Origin of the sequence: Paenibacillus brevis, from assembly GCF_018919145.1 — a bacterium.
GTDB lineage: Bacteria > Bacillota > Bacilli > Paenibacillales > Paenibacillaceae > Fontibacillus > Fontibacillus brevis.
Map to the genome: position 1 here is coordinate 1 of NZ_JAHLQJ010000010.1, position 23,058 is coordinate 23,058.

Genomic DNA, 23,058 nt, shown 5'->3' on the forward strand with positions numbered 1-23,058 from the left:
TTTAGACGCGAGCCGGTAATAAAGGCTTATAGCCTTAGAGCAAACCACCCGTTTGACGGGTGGTTATGATTGCCCGCCGATAATAGTAAAGGGGCTGGTGAAACAAGGTAATCTTGTCGAAATTAACGGAAAGGAATCATAATATGTAGATAAATATGTAATTATATCCTAATGGACTAAAAAAATAAAGAAAAATAATTTTCGACAGAAGGAATTTACTTCTGCGTGTCGAAACCTTATTCTGGAAGAGAAAAGTTAAAATCTTATTTAATTACTTAAGGAGGCAGAAAGTCAGTGCAGAAAATTGAAGTGTTGTTGGCGGATGATAACCGTGAATTCACAAATTTGCTCGCGGAATACATTTCGGGGCAGGACGATATGATCGTCTCAGGAATTGCATACAATGGTGAAGAAGTTCTGGAGATGATCAACAATGCTTCAAAGGTTCCGGACGTACTTATTCTGGACATTATTATGCCCCACCTGGACGGGCTTGGCGTATTGGAGCGCTTGCGTGATCTGAACATGAATCCTCAGCCGAAGATTATTATGCTGACGGCTTTTGGTCAGGAGAACATTACACAGCGTGCTGTGCAGCTGGGGGCATCGTATTACATCCTTAAGCCATTTGACATGGAAGTGTTGGCTAACCGTATTCGTCAGCTTGTGGGAGTCCAGTCAAGTGTGAGCACAACTCAGACCTCATTTGCTAAATCCAATGTAGTACCTTTGGGCAAGGGTAAAAATCTGGACGCCAATATTACATCCATCATTCATGAAATCGGTGTTCCTGCCCATATTAAAGGCTACCAATATCTTCGTGAAGCAATCACCATGGTATATAACAATATTGAAATACTGGGAGCAATTACGAAAACGCTCTACCCGGCGATCGCCGAGAAATTCAAGACAACGCCTTCCCGTGTGGAACGCGCCATTCGCCATGCTATTGAAGTGGCCTGGACGCGCGGCAACATCGACTCTATTAGCCATTTGTTCGGCTATACGATCAACATCAGTAAGTCCAAGCCAACCAACAGTGAGTTTATTGCGATGGTAGCTGATAAGCTGAGAATCGAGCATAAGGTGTCGTGAAAGGGTAAGGAGGATTAAAAGAAAAGAAATGCAGTTGAAGACTCCTTTGTTGGCATGAGCAAACGCCGGCAAAGGAGTCTTTTGTTAATATATGATCAGTAGTTCAATGTATATAGAATTATGATTTATTCATTAAAATTTGAACCTTTTGGCGCTTGAATCCCTCCTGAATGGTGGTAATATCTAATTAATTTAACTTTTTAGGGGGATCAGACTTGGAAAAAGCAAAGAAAAAATGGTATAAACAGTGGTGGATTTGGTTTATTATCGTTGTAATTATTGGTGCGATTGGTGCTAATTTGAATTCTTCCGACAAAGCAGCAACCAACAACCAAGTGAATGAAGCCGATGATAAGGCTGTCGGTGCTGAGCCCACGGATAAGCCGGAAGAAGGCGTTGATCAAGCGGAGCCTGGTGAGCCAGCTGCAAAGGACGACGATAATGTAATTACAGCGGCGGGGCAAACGATTCAAACCAAGAATTTTAAAATTACCGTGGAGCAATTTGAAAAAGTGGAAAGTGATAATGAGTTCTTGCAGCCGGAAGAGGGCAATGAGTTTCTTTCGATCGGCCTTTTGATTGAGAATATTTCGGAGAAAGATTACATAGTTAGCTCCGCAGTTATGTTCAGTGCCTATCAGGACGGATTCTCCATCAACGAGGATCTCAGTGTCCATGTTCTTAAAGGAGGGGACACCACTCTCAATGGAGACCTGGCAGCAGGGAAGAAAATGAAGGGGAACCTCACGTATCAGGTGCCGAGCGACTGGGAGGAACTCGAAGTTCAGGTTGATTTAACAGCTCTTAGTTTTTTTAATGATGATGGAAAAGTAAAAATTTTATTGCAAAATCAGTAAGATTGTTTGTTAAACAAGTCTCGCCATCGGCGGGGCTCGTTTTTTTATTCTTCATATTGACAATAATATAGCAGAGGATTATTCTATATATGAACATATGCTCATATAAAGTAAAGGGTGATTCTAATGAAAAGAGAAATGCATACTGTATTATCGGATGATACGATAAACCAAGTATCGGTTATCTTTAAGGCGCTCGCAGATCCAACCCGGATTCGGATTCTGAGCATATTGACAGAAGAAGAATGCTCGGTCACGGATTTGTCAGAGGTGCTGGGCATCTCTCAATCCGGTGTGTCGCATCAATTGAGCTTTCTAAGGAGCATCAAGCTGGTGAAGTATAGAAGATCGGCGAATACGCTCTATTACAGCTGTGATGATGACCATGTTACCTCTTTGTTGAAACAAGCCATCGATCACGCTGTATGCGGGCACGGAGAAGGATGTGAGGATGATGAGTAAAAATTCGCGCATCCATCATCAAGCACATGATCACCATGACCACTCTCATGAGCAAGTTCATGGTCCCAGTCACAGTCACACTCACAGCCATGCGCATGGCCACTCTCATAATCATTTTGGGGATGCAAGATCGGGCAATAAGTCAGGTTTGTTAATCGCGTTGGGAATCACGGCATCCATCGCGGTGCTTGAATGTATCGGGGGGTGGGTTACAAACAGCTTGGCCCTTCTATCCGATGCCGGACATATGCTGAGCGATGCCAGCTCTTTAGTCCTTAGTCTGTTGGCCATCTGGTTTGCAGCACGTCCGTCCACTTCACGCAAGAGTTATGGGTTTTACCGGTTAGAGATAATGGCCGCGCTGCTCAATGGAGTTACGTTATTCGTTATTGCGGGCTTTATTATTTGGGAAGCCTATAAGCGATTGATGGATCCCCCTGTAGTCTCCAGTGGTCCAATGATGCTGATCGCATCGATTGGCCTTATCGCCAACCTTGCTAGCGCCTGGGCGTTGATGAAAAAGGGCGACGTAAAAGGAAACATCAATTTCCGTAGTGCCTATCTGCATGTGCTTGGCGATGCAATGGGCTCTGTAGGGGCGATTTTTGGCGGAATCATGATGTGGGCGTTTGGTTGGTATATTTTCGATCCCATCGTCAGTGTGCTCGTATCTCTCTTGATACTAAGGAGCGCCTGGGGAGTTATAGCTCAATCCCTGCATGTGTTAATGGAAGGCGTGCCGCAAGGTCTTGATGTCAAGGAAGTTCAGGAGAAGCTGAAGCAGTTGCCGGCTGTGCTTGATGTGCACGATCTTCATATCTGGTCAATCACTTCGGGAATGGATGCTTTAAGCTGTCATCTTGTGGTTTCTGATCCTGCATATCAGTCAAGCGTGCTTCAAGAAGCAATCATTTTGCTGGAACAACAATTCGGAATCAGTCATGCAACGATTCAGATTGAGACAGAAGACATTAAACACCCGGCATTTATTGTATAAGATAATGTGGTAAAATAGGGAGGTTGACGGGTCAACGAAGGCCCTGGTTAGGAGGCAAAGCATGCAACAGGAAGAACCGAAGCAAGGCACGGAGGACTATGATCAAGCGCTGCTCAAATTGCTTGAACTTCCCGGACTCCAGAAGAAGGATCGCATGAAGATTCAAGCATTGCTGGAGCAGCTAACAGATCTGCAAGCGGAGAATGCGCGGCTGCGCAACACGATCCGACGATTATCCGCAGGCAGTAAACCGAAAATGTCCACGAAGCTGAAGGAAGCGTTGTATGAATAAATAAAAAATCTTTCCCGCGTACATGGCAGGAAAGATTTTTTGTGCTTATACCCTAAGGCCCCGTCCCTTTTTTCTCGGACCGGCATAATTACGCTTTTTATCCCTGAAGTAGATCCAGCCGGCAAGGAAAGAAATACCGGCAGCGAATAATAACAACCCTAATAGAAATTCGCCCCACCGAAAGGATACCTGGACGAGTTCATCGTCTCCATGCTGGACCATATAATCGAACATGGCATCCTTGATTTTCAGGAATCCGATCATGGCGGCAATGCCGGGGATGACCAGAATGAGGATTGCGATAAATCGGGATAGTATCAACTTCATTACTTGATCATCCTCCGCATGTCAATGTTACATTTATCATACATTTTTCCTAAAGGACTGTCTATTGCCAGGCTTCCATGTTTATTTGTAATACGATAAAAACGAGGTACAATGGAACAAGAATATTATTCAAGAATGGTGGAGAGTAGAATATGGCGATTCATTGCGACGTAGCTGTGCTGGGCGGAGGAACGGGTGGTTATATAGCGGCAATCCGTGCGGCTCAAGCAGGCAAGCAGGTTGTGATTATTGAACAGGACAAGCTGGGCGGGACATGCCTGCATCGGGGATGTATTCCAAGTAAGGCGCTGCTCCGTAGTGCGGAATTGTATGCACAGATGAAAAATAGCGAGGATTACGGTATTGCCAGCAGCGAGGTTACGCTATTGTATCCGAAGGTGCAGCAGCGCAAGCAGGCGATCGTCGATCAATTACATAAAGGCGTTCAAGCCCTGATGCGCAAAAACAAGATCCAGGTGATCGAAGGAAGAGGGCGCGTCATCGGTCCATCGATCTTCTCACCGAAGAGCGGAGCCGTTGCGGTAGAGCTCAACAATGATGAGATGGAGACGGTCGTGCCGGCCAACCTGATTATCGCGACAGGCTCTCGCCCGCGGACTCTGGCTGGCTTACAGCCGGATGGTGTCTCTGTGCTGAGTAGTGATGAAGCGTTGACGCTGGAGGAGTTGCCAGCATCGATATTAATCGTGGGCGGGGGAGTAATCGGCGTGGAGTGGGCCTCCCTGCTTCAGGATTTCGGCGTGCGGGTGACACTGGTTGAAGCGGCTGATCAATTGCTGCCGTCTGAGGATGGCGAAATTTCCCGTGAACTGCGCAAACACCTGGAGCGCCGGGGGATTACGGTAATGACGGGTGTTAAGGTGCTGGCAGATACTTATGAGACCACGAAACAAGGCATTCAAATCTCGGTTCAGAACGGGGAGAAGAATGAACGCCTTGAGGCTGACAAGATTCTTGTATCCATAGGACGCCAGGCTAATGTGGAGAATATTGGTCTGGAGAATACCGATATTGCTTTGACAAAAGAGGGTTATATTCGAGTAAATGAGCATATGCAGACTATGGAGCCGCATATCTATGCCATTGGTGATTGCATCGGGGGGCTTCAGCTTGCCCATGCGGCGAGTCATGAAGGACTGATCGCTGTCGGACATATGATCGGGGAGACTTCTCATACCTATGCGGAATCTCAGGTTCCGCGATGTGTATATACGCGTCCTGAAGTGGCCTCGGTGGGATATACCGAGCAGGATGCCAAAAAGAAGGGACGGAATACGAAGACAGCCAAGGTTCCATTTGCAGCGATTGGAAAAGCGCTTGTTCAAGGCGAGAAGGAAGGCTTCTTGAAGCTGGTTGCTGATGCGGATACGGATGATTTGATTGGTGTTCAAATTATCGGAGCCCATGCAACCGAATTGATCGCCCAGGCGGCATTGGCACAATTGCTCGACGCGACCCCTTGGGAGATTGGACAAGCGGTATTTGCACATCCGTCCTTGTCGGAAATCTTTGGTGAAGCAGCGCTCGCTATCGATGGCCGTGCCCTTAATTTGTAGGTTATATAAGTTTATTTTCCTTTTTGCCGGAAAGGGATTATAATAAGGTTATTCCAAGTCTTAGTACCAGGTTATAAGATGAGCATTAACTACTAAGATTAGGGCCAACAAAAGGAGGTAACTCCCATGAATTCAAATCACTTAACGGAAGCTCAGACAGGAGCAAAACATAAGCAGCTTGGGTTGTCGGATGAGCAAGTCGTCGACATGTACAAATATATGCTGCTTGCGCGGAAGTTTGATGAGCGCAATCTGCTTCTGCAGCGGGCAGGGAAGACTAATTTTCACGTATCAGGTATCGGGCAGGAGACGGCGCAGGTAGCAGCAGCCTTTGCTCTGGACCGGGAGCGGGATTATTTCCTTCCGTATTACCGGGACTACGGCTTCGTATTGACCGTCGGCATGACCTTGACCGAGCTCATGATGTCTGCCTTCGCGAAGGCAGGAGATCCGAACAGCGGCGGCCGTCAGATGCCGGGTCATTTTGGCTGCAAACGCCTCAGAATCGTGACCGGCTCAAGTCCGGTAACGACACAGGTTCCGCATGCCGTAGGTATTGCATTGGCTGCGAAAATGCAGAAGAAGGATATCGTATCTTACGTAACCTTCGGCGAAGGCTCAAGTAACCAGGGGGATTTCCACGAAGGGCTGAACTTTGCCGGAGTACAGAAGCTGCCGGTCATTTTTATGTGTGAAAATAACCAATATGCTATTTCCGTTCCAGTCCGCAAGCAGCTTGGAGGCAAGGTGTCTGATCGTGCGCTTGGCTATGGTTTCCCAGGCATCAGAGTTGATGGCAACGATGCGCTTGAGGTATACCGTGTTGTCAAGGAAGCGAGAGAACGGGCGATCCGCGGGGAAGGTCCTACCTTGATTGAAGCGATGATGTATCGTCTCTCTCCTCACTCCACGTCCGATAATGATTTGGCTTACCGGACTAAAGAGGAAGTTGAAGAGAACTGGAAGAATGATGGGGTTCCAAGAATGAAGACCTATTTGATCGATCAAGGGCTTTGGAGCGAGGAGCAGGATGAAGCATTGGCCAGGGACATTTCGGAGCAGTTGAAGCAAGCTATCGTGACTGCGGAGAATTCACCGTTCCCGAAACCGGAGGATACGCTGCTGCATGTCTATGCCGGAGATGAGGAGGTGTCGGCATGGCGGTAATGGAATATATCGACGCTATTCGGCTGGCGATGAAGGAAGAAATGCAACGGGATGAAACCGTATTTGTGCTTGGTGAGGATGTCGGTGTAAAAGGCGGCGTATTTACGACCACCAAGGGTCTTCAAGAGCAGTTCGGTGAACTGAGAGTGCTGGATACTCCGCTTGCGGAATCGGCGATTGCCGGAGTCGCAATCGGTGCTGCCATGTATGGGATGAAGCCGATTGCTGAAATGCAGTATTCGGACTTTATGCTGCCTGCCACGAACCAGATCATTAGTGAAGCGGCTAAAATTCGTTATCGTTCCAATAATGATTGGAGCTGTCCAGTGGTTGTGCGTGCGCCGATTGGCGGCGGGATTTTTGGCGGCTTGTACCATTCCCAATGTCCTGAGTCGATCTTTTTTGGAACACCTGGACTCAAGATTGTGGCGCCATACTCTGCATATGATGCCAAGGGTCTGTTGAAGGCGGCGATTCGCGATCCGGATCCGGTCTTATTCTTTGAGAACAAGAAGTGCTATAAGCTGATCAAGGAGGATGTGCCTGAGGATGATTACATCGTTCCGATCGGGAAAGCAAATGTACTGCGTGAAGGCAGCGACATTACTGTGATCGGATATAGTCTTCCTCTTCATTTTGCCATGCAGGCAGCAGAAGAACTGGCGAATGAGCAAGGCATCAGTGCGCACATTCTGGATCTGCGCAGCTTGCAGCCGCTGGATCGGGAAGCGATCATTTCTGCTGCACGCAAAACCGGCAAGGTCCTCATTATTCATGAAGACAACAAGACCGGAGGCGTTGGTGCTGAAGTATCGGCGATTATTGCAGAAGAATGCTTGTTCGAGCTGGATGCGCCGATTCAGCGTCTCTGCGGTCCGGACGTACCGGCCATGCCGATCAGTCCGCCGATGGAGAAATTCTTTATGCTGAGCAAGGACAAAGTGAAGGACGCGATGCTGCAGCTTGCGCTTTTTTAAAGATTATAGAAATTCATGTATGATCAGTGAGGCTGAACTTTAATCGCAGGAAAGACTTCCTTGGTTGCGGTCTGTTTCTTGGGGCGTTATCCGGCAGAAGTTTTTCTTAACGAATAGGAGTGAATGAGAGATGTCATCTCACAAGCAAGTAATCGATGTCGTCATGCCGCAGCTGGCTGAATCGCTTGTGTCGGCAACGATTGGAAAGTGGCTAAAGAAGCCAGGAGATACAGTGGAGCAATATGATCCGATCTGTGAAGTCATCACCGATAAGGTGAATGCGGAGATTCCTTCCACAGTTGATGGCGTGATGGGAGAGCTGCTCGCGGCTGAGGGTGAAGAGGTGGCCGTTGGACAAGCGATTTGCCGGATGGAGCTCACTGCTGCATCAGATGAGCCTATACAAGAAGCAGCCATTCCAAGGGCAGCTCAAGCTGAGCCGGTGCGGGAAACTGCCTCATCGGGAGGACATGCTGATGAATCGCAGCGTGGACGCTATTCTCCAGCGGTGCATACGCTGGCTGCCGAGCATGGGGTTAACCTTGCTCAAGTCCAAGGAACCGGACTTGGCGGACGAATTACCCGCAAGGATGTGCTTGCTTTTGTAGAGAATGGAGGAAGCAAGCCGGCTCCGGAGGCCCATGTGCACAGTGCAATGGCAGCAATGCCGACTATGGCGCCGGCGACTCCGAGCCCGGGCACTGTCGCTGCTGATTTGAGCCGTGCAGCACTGGAGCCGGTTCGTCATTCAGGTCTGCATCTGACAGAAACGCCTAAAATTCCTACGATTGAGGTTGAGGGTGGAGATCGTTCGGAATACTTCATCGATGTTACGCCAATCCGCAACACGATTGCGACCCGGATGCGCCAGAGCGTCTCGGAGATTCCGCATGGCTGGATGATGATCGAAGTTGACGTGACCAATCTGGTCCAATTGCGCAATAAGATTAAGGATGAGTTCAAGCGTAAGGAAGGCGTTAATTTAACCTATCTAGCCTTTCTGCTTAAAGCCGTGGTCAGCGCAATCAAGGATTATCCGATTATGAACTCGGTATGGGCGGTCGATAAAATTATCGTGAAGCGGGATATCAATATTTCTCTTGCAGTGGGTACGGAAGATTCCGTGCTTACACCGGTAATCAAGAAGGCGGATCAGAAAAATATCGCCGGGCTTGCCCGCGAAATCGATGAGCTTGCAACCAAGGTTCGTGCCGGCAAGCTCAAGCTCGATGATATGCAGGGCGGAACCTTTACGGTCAACAATACAGGCTCGTTCGGGTCGATTCTCACCCAGCCGATTATCAACTATCCGCAAGCGGCGATCCTTACCTTTGAATCGATTGTGAAGAAGCCGGTCGTAATCAATGATATGATCGCGGTACGCTCGATGGCGAATCTGTGCCTGTCCCTGGATCATCGTATTTTGGATGGGGTTATCTGCGGACGCTTTATGCAGCGTGTGAAGGATAATATGGAGAGTTACTCTTTGGAGACACAGGTGTATTAATATCGGATATCAGAATAAGCTAATGAATGAGGAGCAGCAGCAGGTAGCCAACTTGCTGCTGCTTCGGCATCTGCTGCGGGTACGGCGAGGAGATAGATGTATGGATCTTAGCGTAAAAAGAACGGCTCCAGCAATGCGATCAGCGTGGAAGCCACCATCGCAAATAACATCACATAGATAACGATTTTAAACCACTTGTTTTTTTTCATAAAAATAGGGTCCTCCTTAAGATGTTTAAACGAAAGTTCAATCGATGACTTTTTGAGCCTCTCTTGTACACAATTAATACTATATTATCGTAAAACGGAAAGCGGGGAAAGTTTTGTGATCAACAAGGATCGAGTAATCGAGCTCTTTCTGGAGCTGGTGCAAATTGACAGTGAAACCCGGAATGAACGTCAGATCGCAGATGTGTTAAAGGGAAAATTCACTGCACTTGGACTAACGGTGACCGAGGATGATTCGGCCGGCCGAACAGGCCATGGAGCCGGAAACTTAATCGCTACGCTTCCTGCTAATGAAGCTGGCGGGGCGGGGATTCCGCTCCTATTCACTTGTCATATGGATACAGTGGCACCAGGGCAAGGCATCAAGCCGGTCATTGGAGAAGATGGATGGATTCAAAGTGATGGAACGACCATTCTTGGAGCGGATGACAAAGCTGGGATCGCCGTTTTGTTTGAGGTGATTCAGAGTCTCCAGGAACAGAGATTATCCCATGGTCAGCTCCAGTTTGTCATTACCGTTGGAGAGGAAATGGCATTGACAGGCTCTCGTGCGATGAATCCGGAGTTGCTTGAAGGAAAGTACGGCTTTGCGCTGGATTCCAATGGCGAGGTTGGCTCCATTTGCGTTGGAGCTCCGACCCGGGCGCAAATTGACATTGAAATTTTCGGCAAGTCTGCGCATGCTGGCGTGAATCCGGAAGATGGAATCAGTGCGATCCAAGTGGCAGGCAAGGCAATTTCGCGGATGAAGCTCGGGCGGATTGACGAGACAACAACGGCTAATATCGGGAAATTTGAAGGTGGCGGGGAGACGAATGTCGTTACCGATTATGTGAAGCTGTATGCCGAGGCTCGCAGCACCTCGCAAGCGAAGATAGAAGCGCAAATTAAGCAAATGCGCGAAGCCGTGGAATCAGCTTGTACGGAATTTGGCACGCGAGGTGAATTCCACAGTCAAATAGCCTATCCGGCATTTCATTTTGAGGAAGGTGATGAGGTCGTGCAACTGGCCAAACGTGCCGCAGCCCAATTAGGATTATCTGGAAAAACCTTTATTTCCGGCGGCGGAAGTGATGCCAATGTGTTTAATGGCCACGGAATTCCTACCGTGAATCTGGCGGTCGGCTATGAGCATATCCATACCACGGCAGAAAGAATTCGCAGGCAAGATATCGAACGACTGGCTGAATATGTGCTTGAAATTATCGCACAGTCCGGCAAATAACTTGATTATTGCAGTATTTGAGAAGCCGGGATCGGAAGATTCCGGCTTTGTGTCGCAGGCCAGACCGTATGCCATTTTGTCTCGTAGATGATGTTTAAGGCCCGGGAAATATCGTCCAAATGCCGTTCGATAATGCTCTGTTCCTCGCGGCCGGGACGATATAGCTCTATACGTCCGGTAAGCCGGTTCATCACTGTGTGCAGATAGCAGGAGCATGCACCGAATCTGGCCTTGGCCATATCAGGGAACTGTTCGGCAATACGTTCGAAGATTCCGGCTGCTTCTTCAAATTGACCCTCATCATGAAGGATTTCTGCATAGATATAGCAGGCATGGCGATAGTTTGTACCTTCCTCGCTTAGCTTTTCCTTACCAATTCGATTGAGCTCTAACCTTGCAAGCTCCACATAACCTTCCTTATACAGGACAAGAATATAATCATCTCTAAGAAATTCGTCACTGGCAGCTAGCGCGCTTGCGACAGGAAGAACCCCCATTTTCACGGCCGCTCCCATCAATGCCTGAATTTGGTCCAATGGCAGCTCATTGAACGCAAGCGCAGGCTCAGGGCTGCCTTTCACCACTAATATCTCGGCAAGCCGACAAAGCTTCACCCACAGTTCAAGCTGAGGGTGAAGCTCTGTCATGTCTTGTTCAGGAGCCAAACTCATGACCCAATTCTCCAACGTGTTCAGGGCAGCCTGATATTGTCCGGTACGGATCAGGCATTCTGCATATTGGCGCCGTATATGTTCCTTTTCCAGCAGAAGGGGGGAGAGATGTTCAATCGCATATGTATAAGCACCGAGCCGGTATAAGGAAGTGAACAACCATTCCCGGCCTTCCTCTGGACTGATGTCCGGATGATGTATGTATTTCTGTAATGCCTCAAAGATGACGGTGTCTGAGGCTCCTTTACGAAGCAATGTCTCGCCATGGTTAAGCATCTGCTGTAACAGCATGTCGCACCTCCATTAAACATTTAAACCAATTTCATGCAAATGAATAACAAATCATTACATTTTGTTCGGGAGGGTGAGCCACTGCTGCAGGGTTGTACCGGCGCTAGCGGATCTGCTCCATTGGGACAGCAAAATCCGAACCTGCCAGCCTTTTCCTTGTATTCGAAGCCCTTGCGCGCCAAGAGTGGTCTTCATCGCAGAAATCTCCTTTTTCGATCAGGTTTGGTATAATAACACCATATGTCCGGAAGGGACAAGTTATGACAGGAGGAGTACGGGAATGGGAAACGAACGATTAGACGAGAAGACAATATCCACGGAGCCGATCTTTGAAGGAAAGGTCATCTCCCTGCAAATTGATACTGTGGAACTGCCGGATGGCAGCCAGGCCACGCGCGAAATCGTCAAGCACCCGGGTGCTGTCGCTGTAGTCGCTATCGTCAAGGATCGGCTGCTGCTTGTGGATCAATACCGTCAGGCGATGGGTAGACCGGAGCTGGAAATACCGGCAGGCAAGCTGGAGAAGGGCGAAGATCCGCTTGAGGCAGCGCGGCGCGAGCTTCAGGAGGAGACAGGCTATACCTGCGGTAAAATCACCCTGCTGCATTCGTTCTATACCTCCCCTGGATTTGCCGATGAAATCATCCATCTCTACTTGGCCGAAGAATTGACCGCTGGAGCGATGTCTCCGGACGAGGACGAATTCCTTGAAATTATTGAAGCCACGTATGATGAGGCGCAGCGGTATATTTCCGAGGGGAGAATTTCAGATGCCAAGACATTATTGGCCTTTTATTATTGGCAATTGAAAAGAATTCAAGAGCAGTCCCAGCATGCGACGGCGGTTGAGTAATGATGGAGCAGAAGCTTGTTAGCATCTATGCGGATCTGCACATACACATTGGCAAGACGTCCAAGGGGGCGCCTGTAAAGATCAGCGGCAGCAGGAACCTGACCTTTGCCAATATTGCCAAAGAAGCAGCTGAGCGAAAAGGAATTGGCCTGATCGGCATTATTGACTGCCACTCTCCCGGAGTTCAGCAGGATATCATGGCATGCCTGGAAGAGGGGACGATGCGGGAGCTTGATGAGGGAGGGATTGCATACAGAAGCACAACAATCCTGCTTGGCAGCGAGATTGAGATCCGCGAGGCGGGAATGGGCCCGGCACATTTGCTTGTATTCTTTCCTTACCTGGAACAAATGGTGGATTTCTCTGGGTGGATGTCTAAGCATATGAAAAATATTCATCTCAGCTCTCAGCGGATTTATGTTTCGGCACATGCGCTTCAGGAGGAAGTCTATGCCCGTGGAGGAATGATGATTCCGGCTCATATTTTCACCCCTCACCGGAGTATTTATGGAAGCTGTTCACCGCGAATGGCGGATGTGCTTGATCTTGACCGGATAGCGGCTGTGGAGCTGGGGCTCAGCTCGGATAGCCAAATGGCAGGCTGGATCAGTGAACTGGATCGGTATCCTCTCTTGAGTAATTCCGATGCGCATTCCCTGGGGAAGATTGGCAGGGAATACAATGAACTGTTGCTGTCGGCTCCCTCGTACAGCGAATTCGAGCGTGCACTGTCCGGCCAGGATGGTCGGTCCATTGTAGCCAACTATGGCCTTGATCCCCGGCTGGGCAAGTATCATCGTTCCTTTTGCAGTACATGCGGTACAACCGCAAGCGGAGATGAACCGATGCTTGAGCGTTGTCCAAGCTGCGGAAGCAAGCAGATCGTTCGCGGGGTGCTTGACCGGATCCTCTCCATCGCGGATCGTCCCATGATGCAGGTTCCGAAGCACCGCCCTCCTTATTTCAATCAAGTACCGCTTGATTTCATTCCCGGATTAGGTCCAGCGAAGCTTGACCGCTTGCTGGAGCATTTTGGAACCGAGATGAATATATTGCACCGCGTTCCGGAAGAAGAGCTTGCACGGGTGGTAGGCCCGGAATTAGCGGGTTGGATCGCCGCTGCCAGAAGCGGCAGACTCTCTCTTCAATCCGGAGGGGGAGGCATATACGGCAAAGTCGGGCAATAACGGGTTAGGTTCTGTTCGCATCCTGCATAAGTAGCAGGGCTTGTTCATAAAGTAAAGTAGTTCAACTTATTTATGAACATGAACTGAGAACAGGAGGCTGCTGCCGGATGCTCCAACCTATACGCCACACATTGAAGGATCAGACCCCGTTATATGTATTTGTCTCGGTACTCTTTTTGATGGGAGTAGTGTTCGGCGCCTTGATGGTCAATGCGCTGACACTAGAGCAGCAGCAGGATTTATCAAGGTATCTTGGCAATTTCTTTGTATCCATTCAGGAAGGCGGCGAGAGCTTCCAGCCAATGACTTATTGGCAGGTAGCCAGTCTGCATTTGAAATGGTTAGGGCTGATCTGGCTGCTGGGACTCTCTGTCATCGGCTTGCCAGGCATTTTGATCCTCGATTTTCTGAAGGGAGTCTTGATCGGCTTTACGGTCGGCTGTCTGGTTGGTCAGTTCACCTGGAAAGGGCTGCTGTTTGCTCTGGTCTCTGTGGCACCGCATAATTTGTTCGTCATTCCGGCACTATTGGTCAGCAGTGTTGCAGCAGTAGGGTTCTCATTAGGAATCATCCGCAACCGGGTTCTGCTGAACCGGGGCGGAGGCGTTGCAAAGCCATTCCTTTCCTATACAGGTTTGACGCTTGCGATGGCCGCAGTACTGCTGGCCGTGGCATCTTTTGAAACTTATGTAAGCCCATCGATGATGGCTTGGGTGACTCCGATGCTGCAGCAAGCGCTGATCGGTGGATAATGCCAGTTAATGTTTGACTTTGTTGATTCAGACCCCCTATAATGAAAGAAGTGATTTATATGCAAGTTGCGGCGAATCCTGGGGGGGAAAACATGGAATCCAAAATTGATAAAATCAAACAGCAGCTGCAATCCCACGGTTATAAGCTGACGCCCCAACGGGAAGCCACGGTTCGAGTCCTGCTTGAAAATGAAGACGATCATCTTAGTGCTGAAGATGTTTTTATGCTTGTTAAGGATAAAGCTCCTGAAATTGGATTGGCTACGGTCTATCGGACACTGGAGCTGTTAAGCGAACTTCACGTGGTAGAGAAGATCAACTTCGGCGATGGGGTGGCCCGGTACGACCTGCGTACGGATACCACCAAACATCATCACCATCATTTAATCTGCGTACAGTGCGGAGCGATGGACGAGATCAAGGAAGATTGGCTGGGTCCGCTGGAGGAACGGCTGGAGAAGGAGTTTAATTTCACCGTACTTGATCACCGGCTCGACTTTCAGGGCATCTGTTACCGCTGTAAGGATAAGAACGGGGATTCGGCTCCGGACGATAGCAAGTAATTATAATACAGGAACTCCAACCGCTTGGCCGGATGGAGTTTTTTATTGCGCTTATTTCTCATATTCAAGCCCTGCGTTCAATATAATGTACAAGCGGTAATGTCTTGAACAATCTCTTTAAGACCGCTAATTCGGGTAAGTATGAGGAGGGCCTATGGTAATCTCCCTGCGTAAATGGTTATTGCGTTTGAAATATGCTTTAATATTTATGTTGCTTTCTTACATGTTTTACTATGCAATAGGCTTGATGAAGGAATATGTTCTGCAACCCGATAAATATCGGGTTCCTGAGGGCTCGGCAGTAAAAGTATTTTACGGGGATGCGACTGAGGTGTCCGATGCGGATAACTTGGCGGAACGACTTAAGTTGTTCTATTGGTACGGAGAATGAGTTGAAATTCTGGCAGGGAAAACCGCCGGAAATGTGGAATAGTTGAGTAGAGGGGAAATAGTCATCTGATGACATGATCCGACAGCTTGAAAGGGGGTACTGGACGTGCAGCAGGCCGCAGCCTCTTTTATCAACTACTTAACGCAGCAAAGGAAGCTAAGCCCGTCAACGCTGGAGGGCTACAGTCGAGATATTGGACACTTTCTGGAATATTTGGCGGACCGGGGAATTTCGGCCTATCCTGAGCTTACCCGAACCGGAGTGATGTTATATTTTGCCCGGCTGAGAGAACAAGGCAAAGCTCCGGCTACGATTGCAAGAAGCTCGGTTGCGCTGAAGGCATTCCTCCAATTTCTGCTGCAGGATAACATCATTGAGCAAGATCTTGCCTCAGCGGTTACTCCGCCCAAATTGGAGAAGAAGCTGCCTGATACCCTCTCGCTTGAAGAGACACAGCTTCTGCTTGAGGCGCCGGATCATAGTACTCCATTGGGACTGAGAGACAAGGCGATTCTGGAGCTGCTATATGCTACGGCAATTAGGGTCAGCGAGCTTATTGCCTTGAACATACGGGATGTCGATACCGGCGTCCGGTTTTTGCGTTGTTCAGGAGATGCAGGCAAAGAACGGATTTTGCCGTTTGGCATGGAAACAGCCAAATGGCTGGACAAGTATTTAAGGGAGACCTGGGGGGATCAGGCCCTGCGCCTTGAGCAGAAGCCGCTTTTCCCGAACCGTTCCGGGGAAAGGATTAGCAGGCAAGGTATCTGGAAGCTGCTGAAAAAGTATGCGGATCGGGCGGGACTCGCAAAGGAAATCACTCCGCATACGCTGCGGCATTCCTGTGCAGTGCATTTGCTGGAGGGCGGCGCGGATGTCCGTTCGGTTCAAGAGATGCTCGGACATGGCGATCTTGCTACAATTCAGCTGTATCTTGCGCAATCCAAGCCGAATTTGAAGGCGGTATATGATCAATTTCACCCCCGAGCAAAAGTACGGCATTCGGATTCGTCTCAATAAGTGCTCCGAATGGTTTGTGCGGGTCTAGGGATTACTAAATGGAGCAGGATAGAAGGAGTGACAAGGATGACAAAGGATAACCGTTTTGACAAAATAACAGTCATCGTACTGGATAGTGTAGGAATCGGAGAATTGCCGGATGCTGCGAGCTTTGGGGATCTTGGTTCCCATACGCTCGGACATATTCTGGAGCGGGTGCCAGGCACCAAGCTGCCTCATCTTCAGCAGCTCGGTTTAGGTAATATCGCTGACTTGCCTAATCTGGGTCCGGCTGCGTCGCCGGAAGCTTATTATGGCAAGATGGCGGAGATTTCAACAGGCAAGGATACGATGACAGGTCACTGGGAACTGATGGGGTTAAAGATTGAGACTCCGTTCCAGACTTATCCGGAAGGCTTTCCGCAGGATTTGGTTACTCGCTTTGAGCAGGAGACCGGACGCAAGATGATTGGGAACAAGCCTGCATCCGGCACTGAAATTCTGGACGAGCTGGGTGAAGAGCACATGAAGACCGGGGCCTGGATCGTGTATACCTCGGCAGATAGTGTATTCCAGATTGCCGCTCATGAAGAGATCATCCCGCTTGAAGAGCTTTATCGGGCCTGTGAAATCGCACGCCGCCTGACATTGGCTCCAGAGCACTCGGTGGGAAGAGTCATCGCAAGACCGTTCGTAGGCGAGCCCGGGGCCTTCAAGCGTACGCCGAACCGTCACGACTATGCAGTATCTCCGCCCGAACCAACCGTGCTGAATGCATTGAAGGAGTCCGGCAAGGATGTAATCTCTGTAGGGAAGATTAATGACATTTTTTCCGGGGAGGGCATCTCAGCGTCGTATCCGACGAAGAGCAATCTGCACGGGATTCAGGAGACAATCCGCTTAATGGAGCAGCCGTTCAACGGATTGCTGTTTACCAATCTGGTTGACTTTGATTCCTTATTCGGCCATCGTCGGGATCCGGAAGGCTATGCGGGTGCATTGGAGGAATTTGACGCGTATGTTCCGCAATTGCTGGAACGGACCGGAGAACGTGATTTGCTGGTGATTACGGCGGATCATGGAAATGATCCGGTGCATCCGGGGACAGACCACACCCGGGAATATGTGCCATTGCTTGTGTACAGCAAGGGATTGACTTCACCTGGAAGTCTGGGTGTGCGTGCCAGTTATGCCGATCTTGCCGCAACGATTGCGGACAACTTCGGCGTTCAGAGCACAGTGCATGGAAAGAGCTTTTTAGGCCAACTGAAATAAGCAGGGGAGAGATGGACAATGGTTAATGTACTTACGATTGGCATGATTAAGGAAGCGGCTGATTTTATCCGCTCCAAGACAAATATGACTCCGAAGGTTGGACTTATTCTGGGGTCCGGTCTCGGCGTTCTTGCAGATCATTTGCAGGATGCTGTCAGCATCGCATACAGCGAAATTCCTTATTTTCCGGTATCAACGGTGGAAGGCCATGCCGGCGAGCTCCTGATCGGGAGCTTGAACGGAACCCCGGTCGTTCTGATGAAGGGACGCTTCCATATGTATGAGGGCTACGGTCCTGAGCTGACGGCTTTTCCGGTTCGGGTCATGAAGGAGCTGGGCGTTTCCGCACTTTTGGTAACTAATGCAGCTGGCGGCATTAACACTTCGTTCAATCCGGGTGATTTGATGCTGATCTCGGATCACATTAATTTGACCGGAACCAACCCGTTGATGGGTCCAAATGATAATGCGCTGGGTGTGCGCTTCCCGGACATGTCCCAGGCCTACAGCCGCCGCTTGCGCGAGTTGGCGCGGACAACCGCGAAGCAGCAGGGTATTTCCGTACAGGAGGGCGTCTATGCAGGTCTGCTTGGCCCTACCTATGAGACGCCCGCTGAAATCCGTATGCTGCGAACGCTTGGGGGAGATGCCGTAGGGATGTCCACGGTCTCTGAGGTGATCGTAGCGAGACATGCCGGCATTGAGGTGCTGGGAATTTCCTGTATCAGCAATATGGCCGCCGGGATCCTCGATCAACCCTTATCCCATGACGAGGTGATGGAGACAACGGATCGGGTGCGGGAGCAATTTTTGAATCTTGTACTGGCGATTATTCCGGATATGGCGAAGTGATGAGGTGAAGAGCAATGAGAGCTGTGGATTTGATCCGCAAAAAAAGAGACGGACATGAATTATCAGGAGAAGAACTGGGCTTTCTGATCCAGGGATACAGCGAGGGCAGTATTCCTGATTATCAAATGGCTGCATGGGCCATGGCTGTGTATTATCAAGGGATGAATGCGCGGGAGACCGCTGATTTGACGATGCATATGGCCACATCCGGCGACATGATCGATTTGAGCTCAATTCATGGCATCAAGGTAGATAAGCATTCGACCGGCGGAGTTGGAGACAAGACAACTATCGTTCTGGGACCGCTCGTCGCTTCCGCCGGCGTTCCCGTAGCCAAGATGTCCGGGCGCGGACTCGGGCATACGGGCGGAACGATTGATAAGCTGGAGGCCATTTCCGGCTTTTCGGTAGAGCTGGATCAAGAGCAATTCTTTGCCCAAGTAAATGAGATCGGTCTTGCAGTCGTCGGACAAAGCGGCAACATGACGCCTGCCGACAAGAAGCTCTATGGTCTGCGCGATGTTACCGCGACCGTAGACTCGATACCGCTGATCGCCAGCTCCGTTATGAGCAAGAAAATTGCAGCCGGTGCGAATGCGATTGTTCTGGACGTGAAGACCGGCAGCGGGGCATTCATGAAGACGCTTGACGATTCCATCCGGCTGGCCAAAGCTATGGTAGATATCGGCACACAGGTCGGGCGCAGTACGATTGCCGTGATCAGTGATATGGATCAGCCGCTGGGTTTTGGAATCGGGAATGCCCTGGAGGTTAAGGAGGCGATTGCTACCTTGCGTGGAGAAGGTCCGCAGGATCTGGCTGAAGTATGCCTGATACTCGCTTCCCATATGCTGATTCTTGGAGGCAAGGCCGGCAATGAAGAGGAGGCGAGGGCCCTCCTGCAAGCCAAGCTGGATAGCGGAGAGGCGCTGAACAGCCTGAAACGGATGGTAGAGGCTCAGGGCGGCAATGCCGCACAGATTGATCATCCTGACCAGTTGCCGGCCGCTGAGCTTCATGTTGAAGTGAAAGCAGAGAAGGCTGGATATGTGGAGTCGATCCAGGCCGAAGAGATCGGCATAGCGGCTATGCTCTTAGGCGCTGGCAGGGAAACGAAGGATTCCGTGATCGATCTTGCAGCAGGCTTAATTCTGCACAAGAAGATCGGGGATTATGTTGAAGCGGGCGAGACAATAGCAGTGCTTCACCTGAACCGTGCCCATGAGAACAGGCTTGAAGAAGCAAAATCCAAAGTTCTTGAAGCTTATGGAATTACGGAATCAAAGGTTCCGAGACGCCCTCTCGTCTTTGCCTTGGTCACTCCTGAAGGAATTAAGAGATTCTAGCTGATTTCAAGCAATTGAATAGATTTATTTCCTTTGCAGGGCAGCCCGGAAGTTAGTGATAACTGACTTCCGGGCTGCCCCTTTTTGCGTTTGCAAAAAAAGTTATAGGGCCGTAAATACACCTTTGCCCGCAGCGGTTCAAAACATCTATTATCTCTCCGTAAAACTCAACAGAGTCCGTCAAGCTGCTAGGAATAATATTACAAATTTTGGTTCATACTAAGTTATCAGAATTGTAATTCCTAGATTAAGGGGGACTTATGTTGAAGAAACGGTTAATCCTGTGCTGTATGGCCTTGCTCTTGGCAGTACCTCTTGGAGCGGTACAGGCAAGGGCAGCAGTGGTCGAAGAGCCCGGCAACACTGCCTCGGAGCTTGCGTTGGCTGAACAGGCGCTATCCGCCATTCTGATTGATGCGGATACGGGAACAGTTATATTTGAGAAGAAAAGTCATGAACAGCTTCCTCCGGCAAGCATCACCAAGATTATGACCATGCTGCTCACGATGGAAGCCATCGATCAGGGCAAGCTGAAGCTGAACGATAAGGTTACGACAAGTGAATATGCAGCTTCCATGGGCGGTTCGCAAATATTCCTGGAGCCAGGCGAAGAAATGACTGTCGACGAACTGCTTAAAGGAGTCGCGATGGCCTCAGGCAACGATGCCTCTGTAGCCTTGGCTGAGAAAATCGCCGGAACCGAGAAAGCCTTTGTCAACATGATGAATGAGAAGGCAAAGGAGTTGGGATTGAAGGACACGCACTTCTCCAACTGCAACGGTCTGCCCGTGGAGAACCATTATTCTTCAGCACACGACATCGCAATGATGAGCCGCGAGCTTCTGAAATATGAAGGGATCACGGCTTATACCGGTGCTTATCAGGATTATCTCCGCCAGGAGACGGAGAAGCCGTTCTGGCTGGTGAATACCAACAAGCTAGTTCGCTTCTACAGCGGGGCAGATGGTCTGAAAACCGGCTACACCTCGGAGGCAAAATTCTGTCTGGCAGCAACCGCGAAGCGCGATGGATTGCGTCTGATCGCTGTCGTGCTTGGAGAACCGAACACAAAGACCCGGAACAGTGAAGTATCTTCTATGTTTGATTATGCCTTCTCACAGTATGCGCTGCATCCGATCTATAAAGCGGGGGAAGTCATCGGAAAGGTGAAGGTGCATCGCGGTGAAGCTTCCCAGCTGGATCTGGCAGCGTCAAGAACAATGAATGTTCTGGTGAAAAAGGGGTCTCAGCCGGCAGACATTACGCAAAAGCTGGAGCTTCCTGACAAGCTGTCAGCTCCAATCCATGAAGGGCAGATGATCGGCAAGCTGATCATTTATCAGGACGGCAAGCCGCTGACTGAATTCGAACTGAAGGCAGCCTCTTCGATCGAAAAGGCAGGATGGTGGACCATGTTTAAACGTACGGCCTCACATCTTTTCTTTGTAGATTCGTAGCAGTTTTCTTCTAGTTTTGTCATCCGGCAGGATTCTCTGAACGAGCTGTAGAATTGTTGTGTTCATGACAGGGAGGAGAGTGAACAGACATGAATTTGCACATGGATATGATAAGGCATCGCAACACCCTTGTGGCGCGTCTGGTAGGGGAGCTCGATCATCATACGGCGGATAAAGTCCGTATTATGCTGGAGGATGAGATCGGACGCGGCGACTGCCGTCATCTTGTACTAAGCCTGGAGTCACTGCAGTTTATGGACAGCTCGGGGATCGGGGTAATCCTGGGCCGCTACAAGCAGATCAAGCTCAAAGGCGGAAAAATGGTCATATGTGGCGTAAATCCGCAGGTGTACCGCTTGTTGGAAATGTCGGGGCTGTTTAAAATCATGGCTGTTTACGAAAATGAAGCCACAGCTCTTACGGAATTGGAGGTCGCACTATGAACCAACCCGGCCGCAATTTTATGTCGCTGCAGTTTGCTGCCAGAAGCGAGAACGAATCCTTTGCCCGTGTAACGGTCGCTGCCTTTGTCTCGCAGCTTGATCCGACCATGGATGAGATCACGGATCTGAAGACGGTCATTTCTGAAGCGGTGACCAATTCCATTATTCATGGCTATGACGGAGATCCCGAAGGGATTGTTACCATATCGGCTTTGATTGAAGGAGATACGGTGACCTTGACGGTAGAGGACAAGGGGCGCGGCATCGAGGATGTAGAGCTTGCCAAGCAGCCGCTGTTTACGTCCAAGCCTGAGCTGGAACGCTCGGGGATGGGTTTTACAATTATGGAGAATTTCATGGATGAGTTTGAGGTAAGCAGTGAGCTTGGCGGTGGAACCTCGATCCGGATGAAGAAGAGAATTGTATCAAAGACAGCTTTATACAATTAGGGGTTGGAGCTATGGATGCTGAAGTGAAGCAAGCCTCGAGAGAATATTTGGACGACTCAGAAGTAAAACGGCTGATCGCGCTTAGCCAGGCCGGGGATTCGGGTGCCAGAGACCGACTTGTAAGCAGCAACATCCGATTAGTCTGGTCCGTCGTTCAGCGCTTTATGAACCGGGGGTACGAGCCTGAGGATCTGTTTCAGATCGGCTGTATCGGCCTGCTAAAATCGGTTGATAAATTCGATCTAAGCTATGATGTCAAATTTTCCACCTATGCAGTGCCGATGATTATCGGAGAGATTCAGCGCTTTTTGCGGGATGACGGCACCCTTAAGGTTAGCCGCTCCCTTAAAGAAATGGCGAACAAGGTTCGCAAGAAAAAAGACGAGCTGTCAAAGGTGCTCAACCGTCTGCCCACGATTAAGGAGGTGGCGGAGGAGCTTGGAGTGACGCCGGAAGACGTGGTGTTTGCTCAAGAGGCCAACAAGCCGCCAACCTCGATCCATGAGACCGTCTTCGAGAACGATGGGGATCCGATCACGCTGATGGATCAAATTGCCGACGAATCCCAGGAGCGGTGGTTCGACAAGCTGGCGCTTCATGAGGCGATAGACGGGCTAAGTGACCGGGAAAGACTTATCGTGTACTTGCGGTACTACAGGGATCAAACCCAGTCCGAGGTGGCGGCCAGGCTTGGAATTTCCCAGGTCCAGGTATCCCGTCTGGAAAAGAAGATACTGCAAAATATTCGTGATCAAATCGCACAATAGTGTCACGTCATATATAATATAGACATGCATGACGATATTGGATTGAAGGAGT

At 49.6% G+C, this 23,058-nt stretch carries 27 protein-coding genes; 23 read left to right on the forward strand and 4 right to left on the reverse strand.

Translation table 11 applies throughout. The annotated features are described in order from the left end of the window. The first annotated feature begins 294 nt into the window (after nucleotides 1-294). From spo0A to KQJ23_RS12290, 5 genes are all read left to right on the forward strand, one after another. Nucleotides 295-1,095: a sporulation transcription factor Spo0A gene (spo0A, locus tag KQJ23_RS12270; protein WP_216479184.1), complete on the forward strand. Its 801-nt coding sequence runs from the start codon at nucleotides 295-297 to the stop codon at nucleotides 1,093-1,095. Nucleotides 1,096-1,310: 215 nt separating this feature from the next. Continuing rightward, nucleotides 1,311-1,952 carry a DUF4352 domain-containing protein gene (locus KQJ23_RS12275; RefSeq protein WP_216479185.1) on the forward strand — a complete coding sequence of 214 codons (642 nt, stop codon included), beginning with the start codon at nucleotides 1,311-1,313 and terminating at the stop codon, nucleotides 1,950-1,952. A gap of 126 nt (nucleotides 1,953-2,078) precedes the next feature. Next, nucleotides 2,079-2,414, forward strand: a complete 336-nt coding sequence (locus KQJ23_RS12280) for an ArsR/SmtB family transcription factor (protein ID WP_216479186.1) — start codon at nucleotides 2,079-2,081, stop codon at nucleotides 2,412-2,414. Beyond that, nucleotides 2,407-3,411: a cation diffusion facilitator family transporter gene (locus tag KQJ23_RS12285; RefSeq protein WP_216479187.1), complete on the forward strand. Its 1,005-nt coding sequence runs from the start codon at nucleotides 2,407-2,409 to the stop codon at nucleotides 3,409-3,411. The genes KQJ23_RS12280 and KQJ23_RS12285 overlap by 8 nt, the downstream gene beginning before the upstream one ends. A 61-nt stretch (nucleotides 3,412-3,472) precedes the next feature. Continuing rightward, nucleotides 3,473-3,703, forward strand: a complete 231-nt coding sequence (locus KQJ23_RS12290; protein WP_216479188.1) for a hypothetical protein — start codon at nucleotides 3,473-3,475, stop codon at nucleotides 3,701-3,703. A 45-nt stretch (nucleotides 3,704-3,748) separates the two neighbouring features. Here the strand turns inward: KQJ23_RS12290 and KQJ23_RS12295 are convergent, their stop codons facing one another. Then, nucleotides 3,749-4,030: a DUF2627 family protein gene (locus KQJ23_RS12295; protein WP_216479189.1), complete on the reverse strand. Its 282-nt coding sequence runs from the start codon at nucleotides 4,028-4,030 to the stop codon at nucleotides 3,749-3,751. Between the two features lie 152 nt (nucleotides 4,031-4,182). Between KQJ23_RS12295 and lpdA the strand changes: the two genes are divergently transcribed. From lpdA to KQJ23_RS12315, 4 genes are all read left to right on the forward strand, one after another. Beyond that, nucleotides 4,183-5,607 carry a dihydrolipoyl dehydrogenase gene (gene lpdA, locus KQJ23_RS12300; RefSeq protein ID WP_216479190.1) on the forward strand — a complete coding sequence of 475 codons (1,425 nt, stop codon included), beginning with the start codon at nucleotides 4,183-4,185 and terminating at the stop codon, nucleotides 5,605-5,607. Between the two features lie 126 nt (nucleotides 5,608-5,733). After that, nucleotides 5,734-6,774, forward strand: coding sequence for a thiamine pyrophosphate-dependent dehydrogenase E1 component subunit alpha (locus KQJ23_RS12305; RefSeq protein ID WP_216479191.1), 1,041 nt, complete (start codon nucleotides 5,734-5,736; stop codon nucleotides 6,772-6,774). Further along, nucleotides 6,765-7,751, forward strand: coding sequence for an alpha-ketoacid dehydrogenase subunit beta (locus KQJ23_RS12310; RefSeq protein ID WP_216479192.1), 987 nt, complete (start codon nucleotides 6,765-6,767; stop codon nucleotides 7,749-7,751). Before KQJ23_RS12305 ends, KQJ23_RS12310 begins: the two co-directional genes overlap by 10 nt. 130 nt (nucleotides 7,752-7,881) lie before the next feature. Further along, nucleotides 7,882-9,258: a dihydrolipoamide acetyltransferase family protein gene (locus KQJ23_RS12315; protein WP_216479193.1), complete on the forward strand. Its 1,377-nt coding sequence runs from the start codon at nucleotides 7,882-7,884 to the stop codon at nucleotides 9,256-9,258. Between the two features lie 107 nt (nucleotides 9,259-9,365). Here KQJ23_RS12315 and prli42 read toward each other — a convergent pair whose 3' ends face one another. Then, entirely contained in the window at nucleotides 9,366-9,467 is a 102-nt protein-coding gene (gene prli42 / locus KQJ23_RS12320) for a stressosome-associated protein Prli42 (RefSeq protein ID WP_216479194.1), read from the reverse strand. Between the two features lie 115 nt (nucleotides 9,468-9,582). Between prli42 and KQJ23_RS12325 the strand changes: the two genes are divergently transcribed. Further along, the gene (locus tag KQJ23_RS12325; protein WP_216479195.1) at nucleotides 9,583-10,710 is read left to right on the forward strand and encodes a M20/M25/M40 family metallo-hydrolase; all 1,128 of its coding nucleotides are present in this window, start codon (nucleotides 9,583-9,585) and stop codon (nucleotides 10,708-10,710) included. Nucleotides 10,711-10,715: 5 nt separating this feature from the next. Here KQJ23_RS12325 and KQJ23_RS12330 read toward each other — a convergent pair whose 3' ends face one another. Beyond that, nucleotides 10,716-11,672 (reverse strand): CDC27 family protein, encoded by a 957-nt coding sequence (locus KQJ23_RS12330; protein WP_216479196.1) that lies wholly within the window; start codon nucleotides 11,670-11,672, stop codon nucleotides 10,716-10,718. A 54-nt stretch (nucleotides 11,673-11,726) separates the two neighbouring features. Next, complete coding sequence (locus KQJ23_RS12335) at nucleotides 11,727-11,867, reverse strand: hypothetical protein (RefSeq protein ID WP_216479197.1); 141 nt, start codon at nucleotides 11,865-11,867, stop codon at nucleotides 11,727-11,729. Nucleotides 11,868-11,952: 85 nt separating this feature from the next. Between KQJ23_RS12335 and KQJ23_RS12340 the strand changes: the two genes are divergently transcribed. From KQJ23_RS12340 to sigF, 13 genes are all read left to right on the forward strand, one after another. Then, the gene (locus tag KQJ23_RS12340) at nucleotides 11,953-12,525 is read left to right on the forward strand and encodes an NUDIX hydrolase (RefSeq protein ID WP_216479198.1); all 573 of its coding nucleotides are present in this window, start codon (nucleotides 11,953-11,955) and stop codon (nucleotides 12,523-12,525) included. 2 nt (nucleotides 12,526-12,527) lie between these two features. Further along, nucleotides 12,528-13,712 (forward strand): endonuclease Q family protein, encoded by a 1,185-nt coding sequence (locus tag KQJ23_RS12345; protein ID WP_216479386.1) that lies wholly within the window; start codon nucleotides 12,528-12,530, stop codon nucleotides 13,710-13,712. A gap of 107 nt (nucleotides 13,713-13,819) precedes the next feature. Then, on the forward strand, nucleotides 13,820-14,464 hold the full coding sequence (spoIIM, locus tag KQJ23_RS12350; protein ID WP_216479199.1) for a stage II sporulation protein M: 645 nt from the start codon (nucleotides 13,820-13,822) through the stop codon (nucleotides 14,462-14,464). Nucleotides 14,465-14,556: 92 nt separating this feature from the next. Continuing rightward, nucleotides 14,557-15,027 carry a ferric iron uptake transcriptional regulator gene (gene fur, locus KQJ23_RS12355; RefSeq protein ID WP_216479200.1) on the forward strand — a complete coding sequence of 157 codons (471 nt, stop codon included), beginning with the start codon at nucleotides 14,557-14,559 and terminating at the stop codon, nucleotides 15,025-15,027. Nucleotides 15,028-15,181: 154 nt separating this feature from the next. After that, nucleotides 15,182-15,418: a DUF4227 family protein gene (locus KQJ23_RS12360; RefSeq protein WP_216479201.1), complete on the forward strand. Its 237-nt coding sequence runs from the start codon at nucleotides 15,182-15,184 to the stop codon at nucleotides 15,416-15,418. A gap of 105 nt (nucleotides 15,419-15,523) precedes the next feature. Beyond that, nucleotides 15,524-16,438, forward strand: coding sequence for a site-specific tyrosine recombinase (locus tag KQJ23_RS12365; protein ID WP_216479202.1), 915 nt, complete (start codon nucleotides 15,524-15,526; stop codon nucleotides 16,436-16,438). A 66-nt stretch (nucleotides 16,439-16,504) separates the two neighbouring features. Next, the gene (locus tag KQJ23_RS12370; protein ID WP_216479203.1) at nucleotides 16,505-17,692 is read left to right on the forward strand and encodes a phosphopentomutase; all 1,188 of its coding nucleotides are present in this window, start codon (nucleotides 16,505-16,507) and stop codon (nucleotides 17,690-17,692) included. Nucleotides 17,693-17,710: 18 nt separating this feature from the next. Next, entirely contained in the window at nucleotides 17,711-18,544 is an 834-nt protein-coding gene (locus KQJ23_RS12375; RefSeq protein WP_216479204.1) for a purine-nucleoside phosphorylase, read from the forward strand. Nucleotides 18,545-18,558: 14 nt separating this feature from the next. Next, a complete protein-coding gene (locus KQJ23_RS12380; protein ID WP_216479205.1) occupies nucleotides 18,559-19,890 on the forward strand; it encodes a pyrimidine-nucleoside phosphorylase in 1,332 nt (443 codons plus the stop codon). Nucleotides 19,891-20,153: 263 nt separating this feature from the next. Then, nucleotides 20,154-21,347, forward strand: coding sequence for a D-alanyl-D-alanine carboxypeptidase family protein (locus KQJ23_RS12385; protein WP_216479206.1), 1,194 nt, complete (start codon nucleotides 20,154-20,156; stop codon nucleotides 21,345-21,347). 89 nt (nucleotides 21,348-21,436) lie between these two features. Next, nucleotides 21,437-21,790 (forward strand): anti-sigma F factor antagonist, encoded by a 354-nt coding sequence (gene spoIIAA, locus KQJ23_RS12390; protein ID WP_044479085.1) that lies wholly within the window; start codon nucleotides 21,437-21,439, stop codon nucleotides 21,788-21,790. Continuing rightward, complete coding sequence (gene spoIIAB, locus KQJ23_RS12395) at nucleotides 21,787-22,239, forward strand: anti-sigma F factor (protein ID WP_212941962.1); 453 nt, start codon at nucleotides 21,787-21,789, stop codon at nucleotides 22,237-22,239. The genes spoIIAA and spoIIAB overlap by 4 nt, the downstream gene beginning before the upstream one ends. Nucleotides 22,240-22,250: 11 nt before the next feature. Continuing rightward, nucleotides 22,251-23,006 (forward strand): RNA polymerase sporulation sigma factor SigF, encoded by a 756-nt coding sequence (sigF, locus tag KQJ23_RS12400; protein WP_044479083.1) that lies wholly within the window; start codon nucleotides 22,251-22,253, stop codon nucleotides 23,004-23,006. The last annotated feature ends 52 nt before the right edge of the window (nucleotides 23,007-23,058 follow it).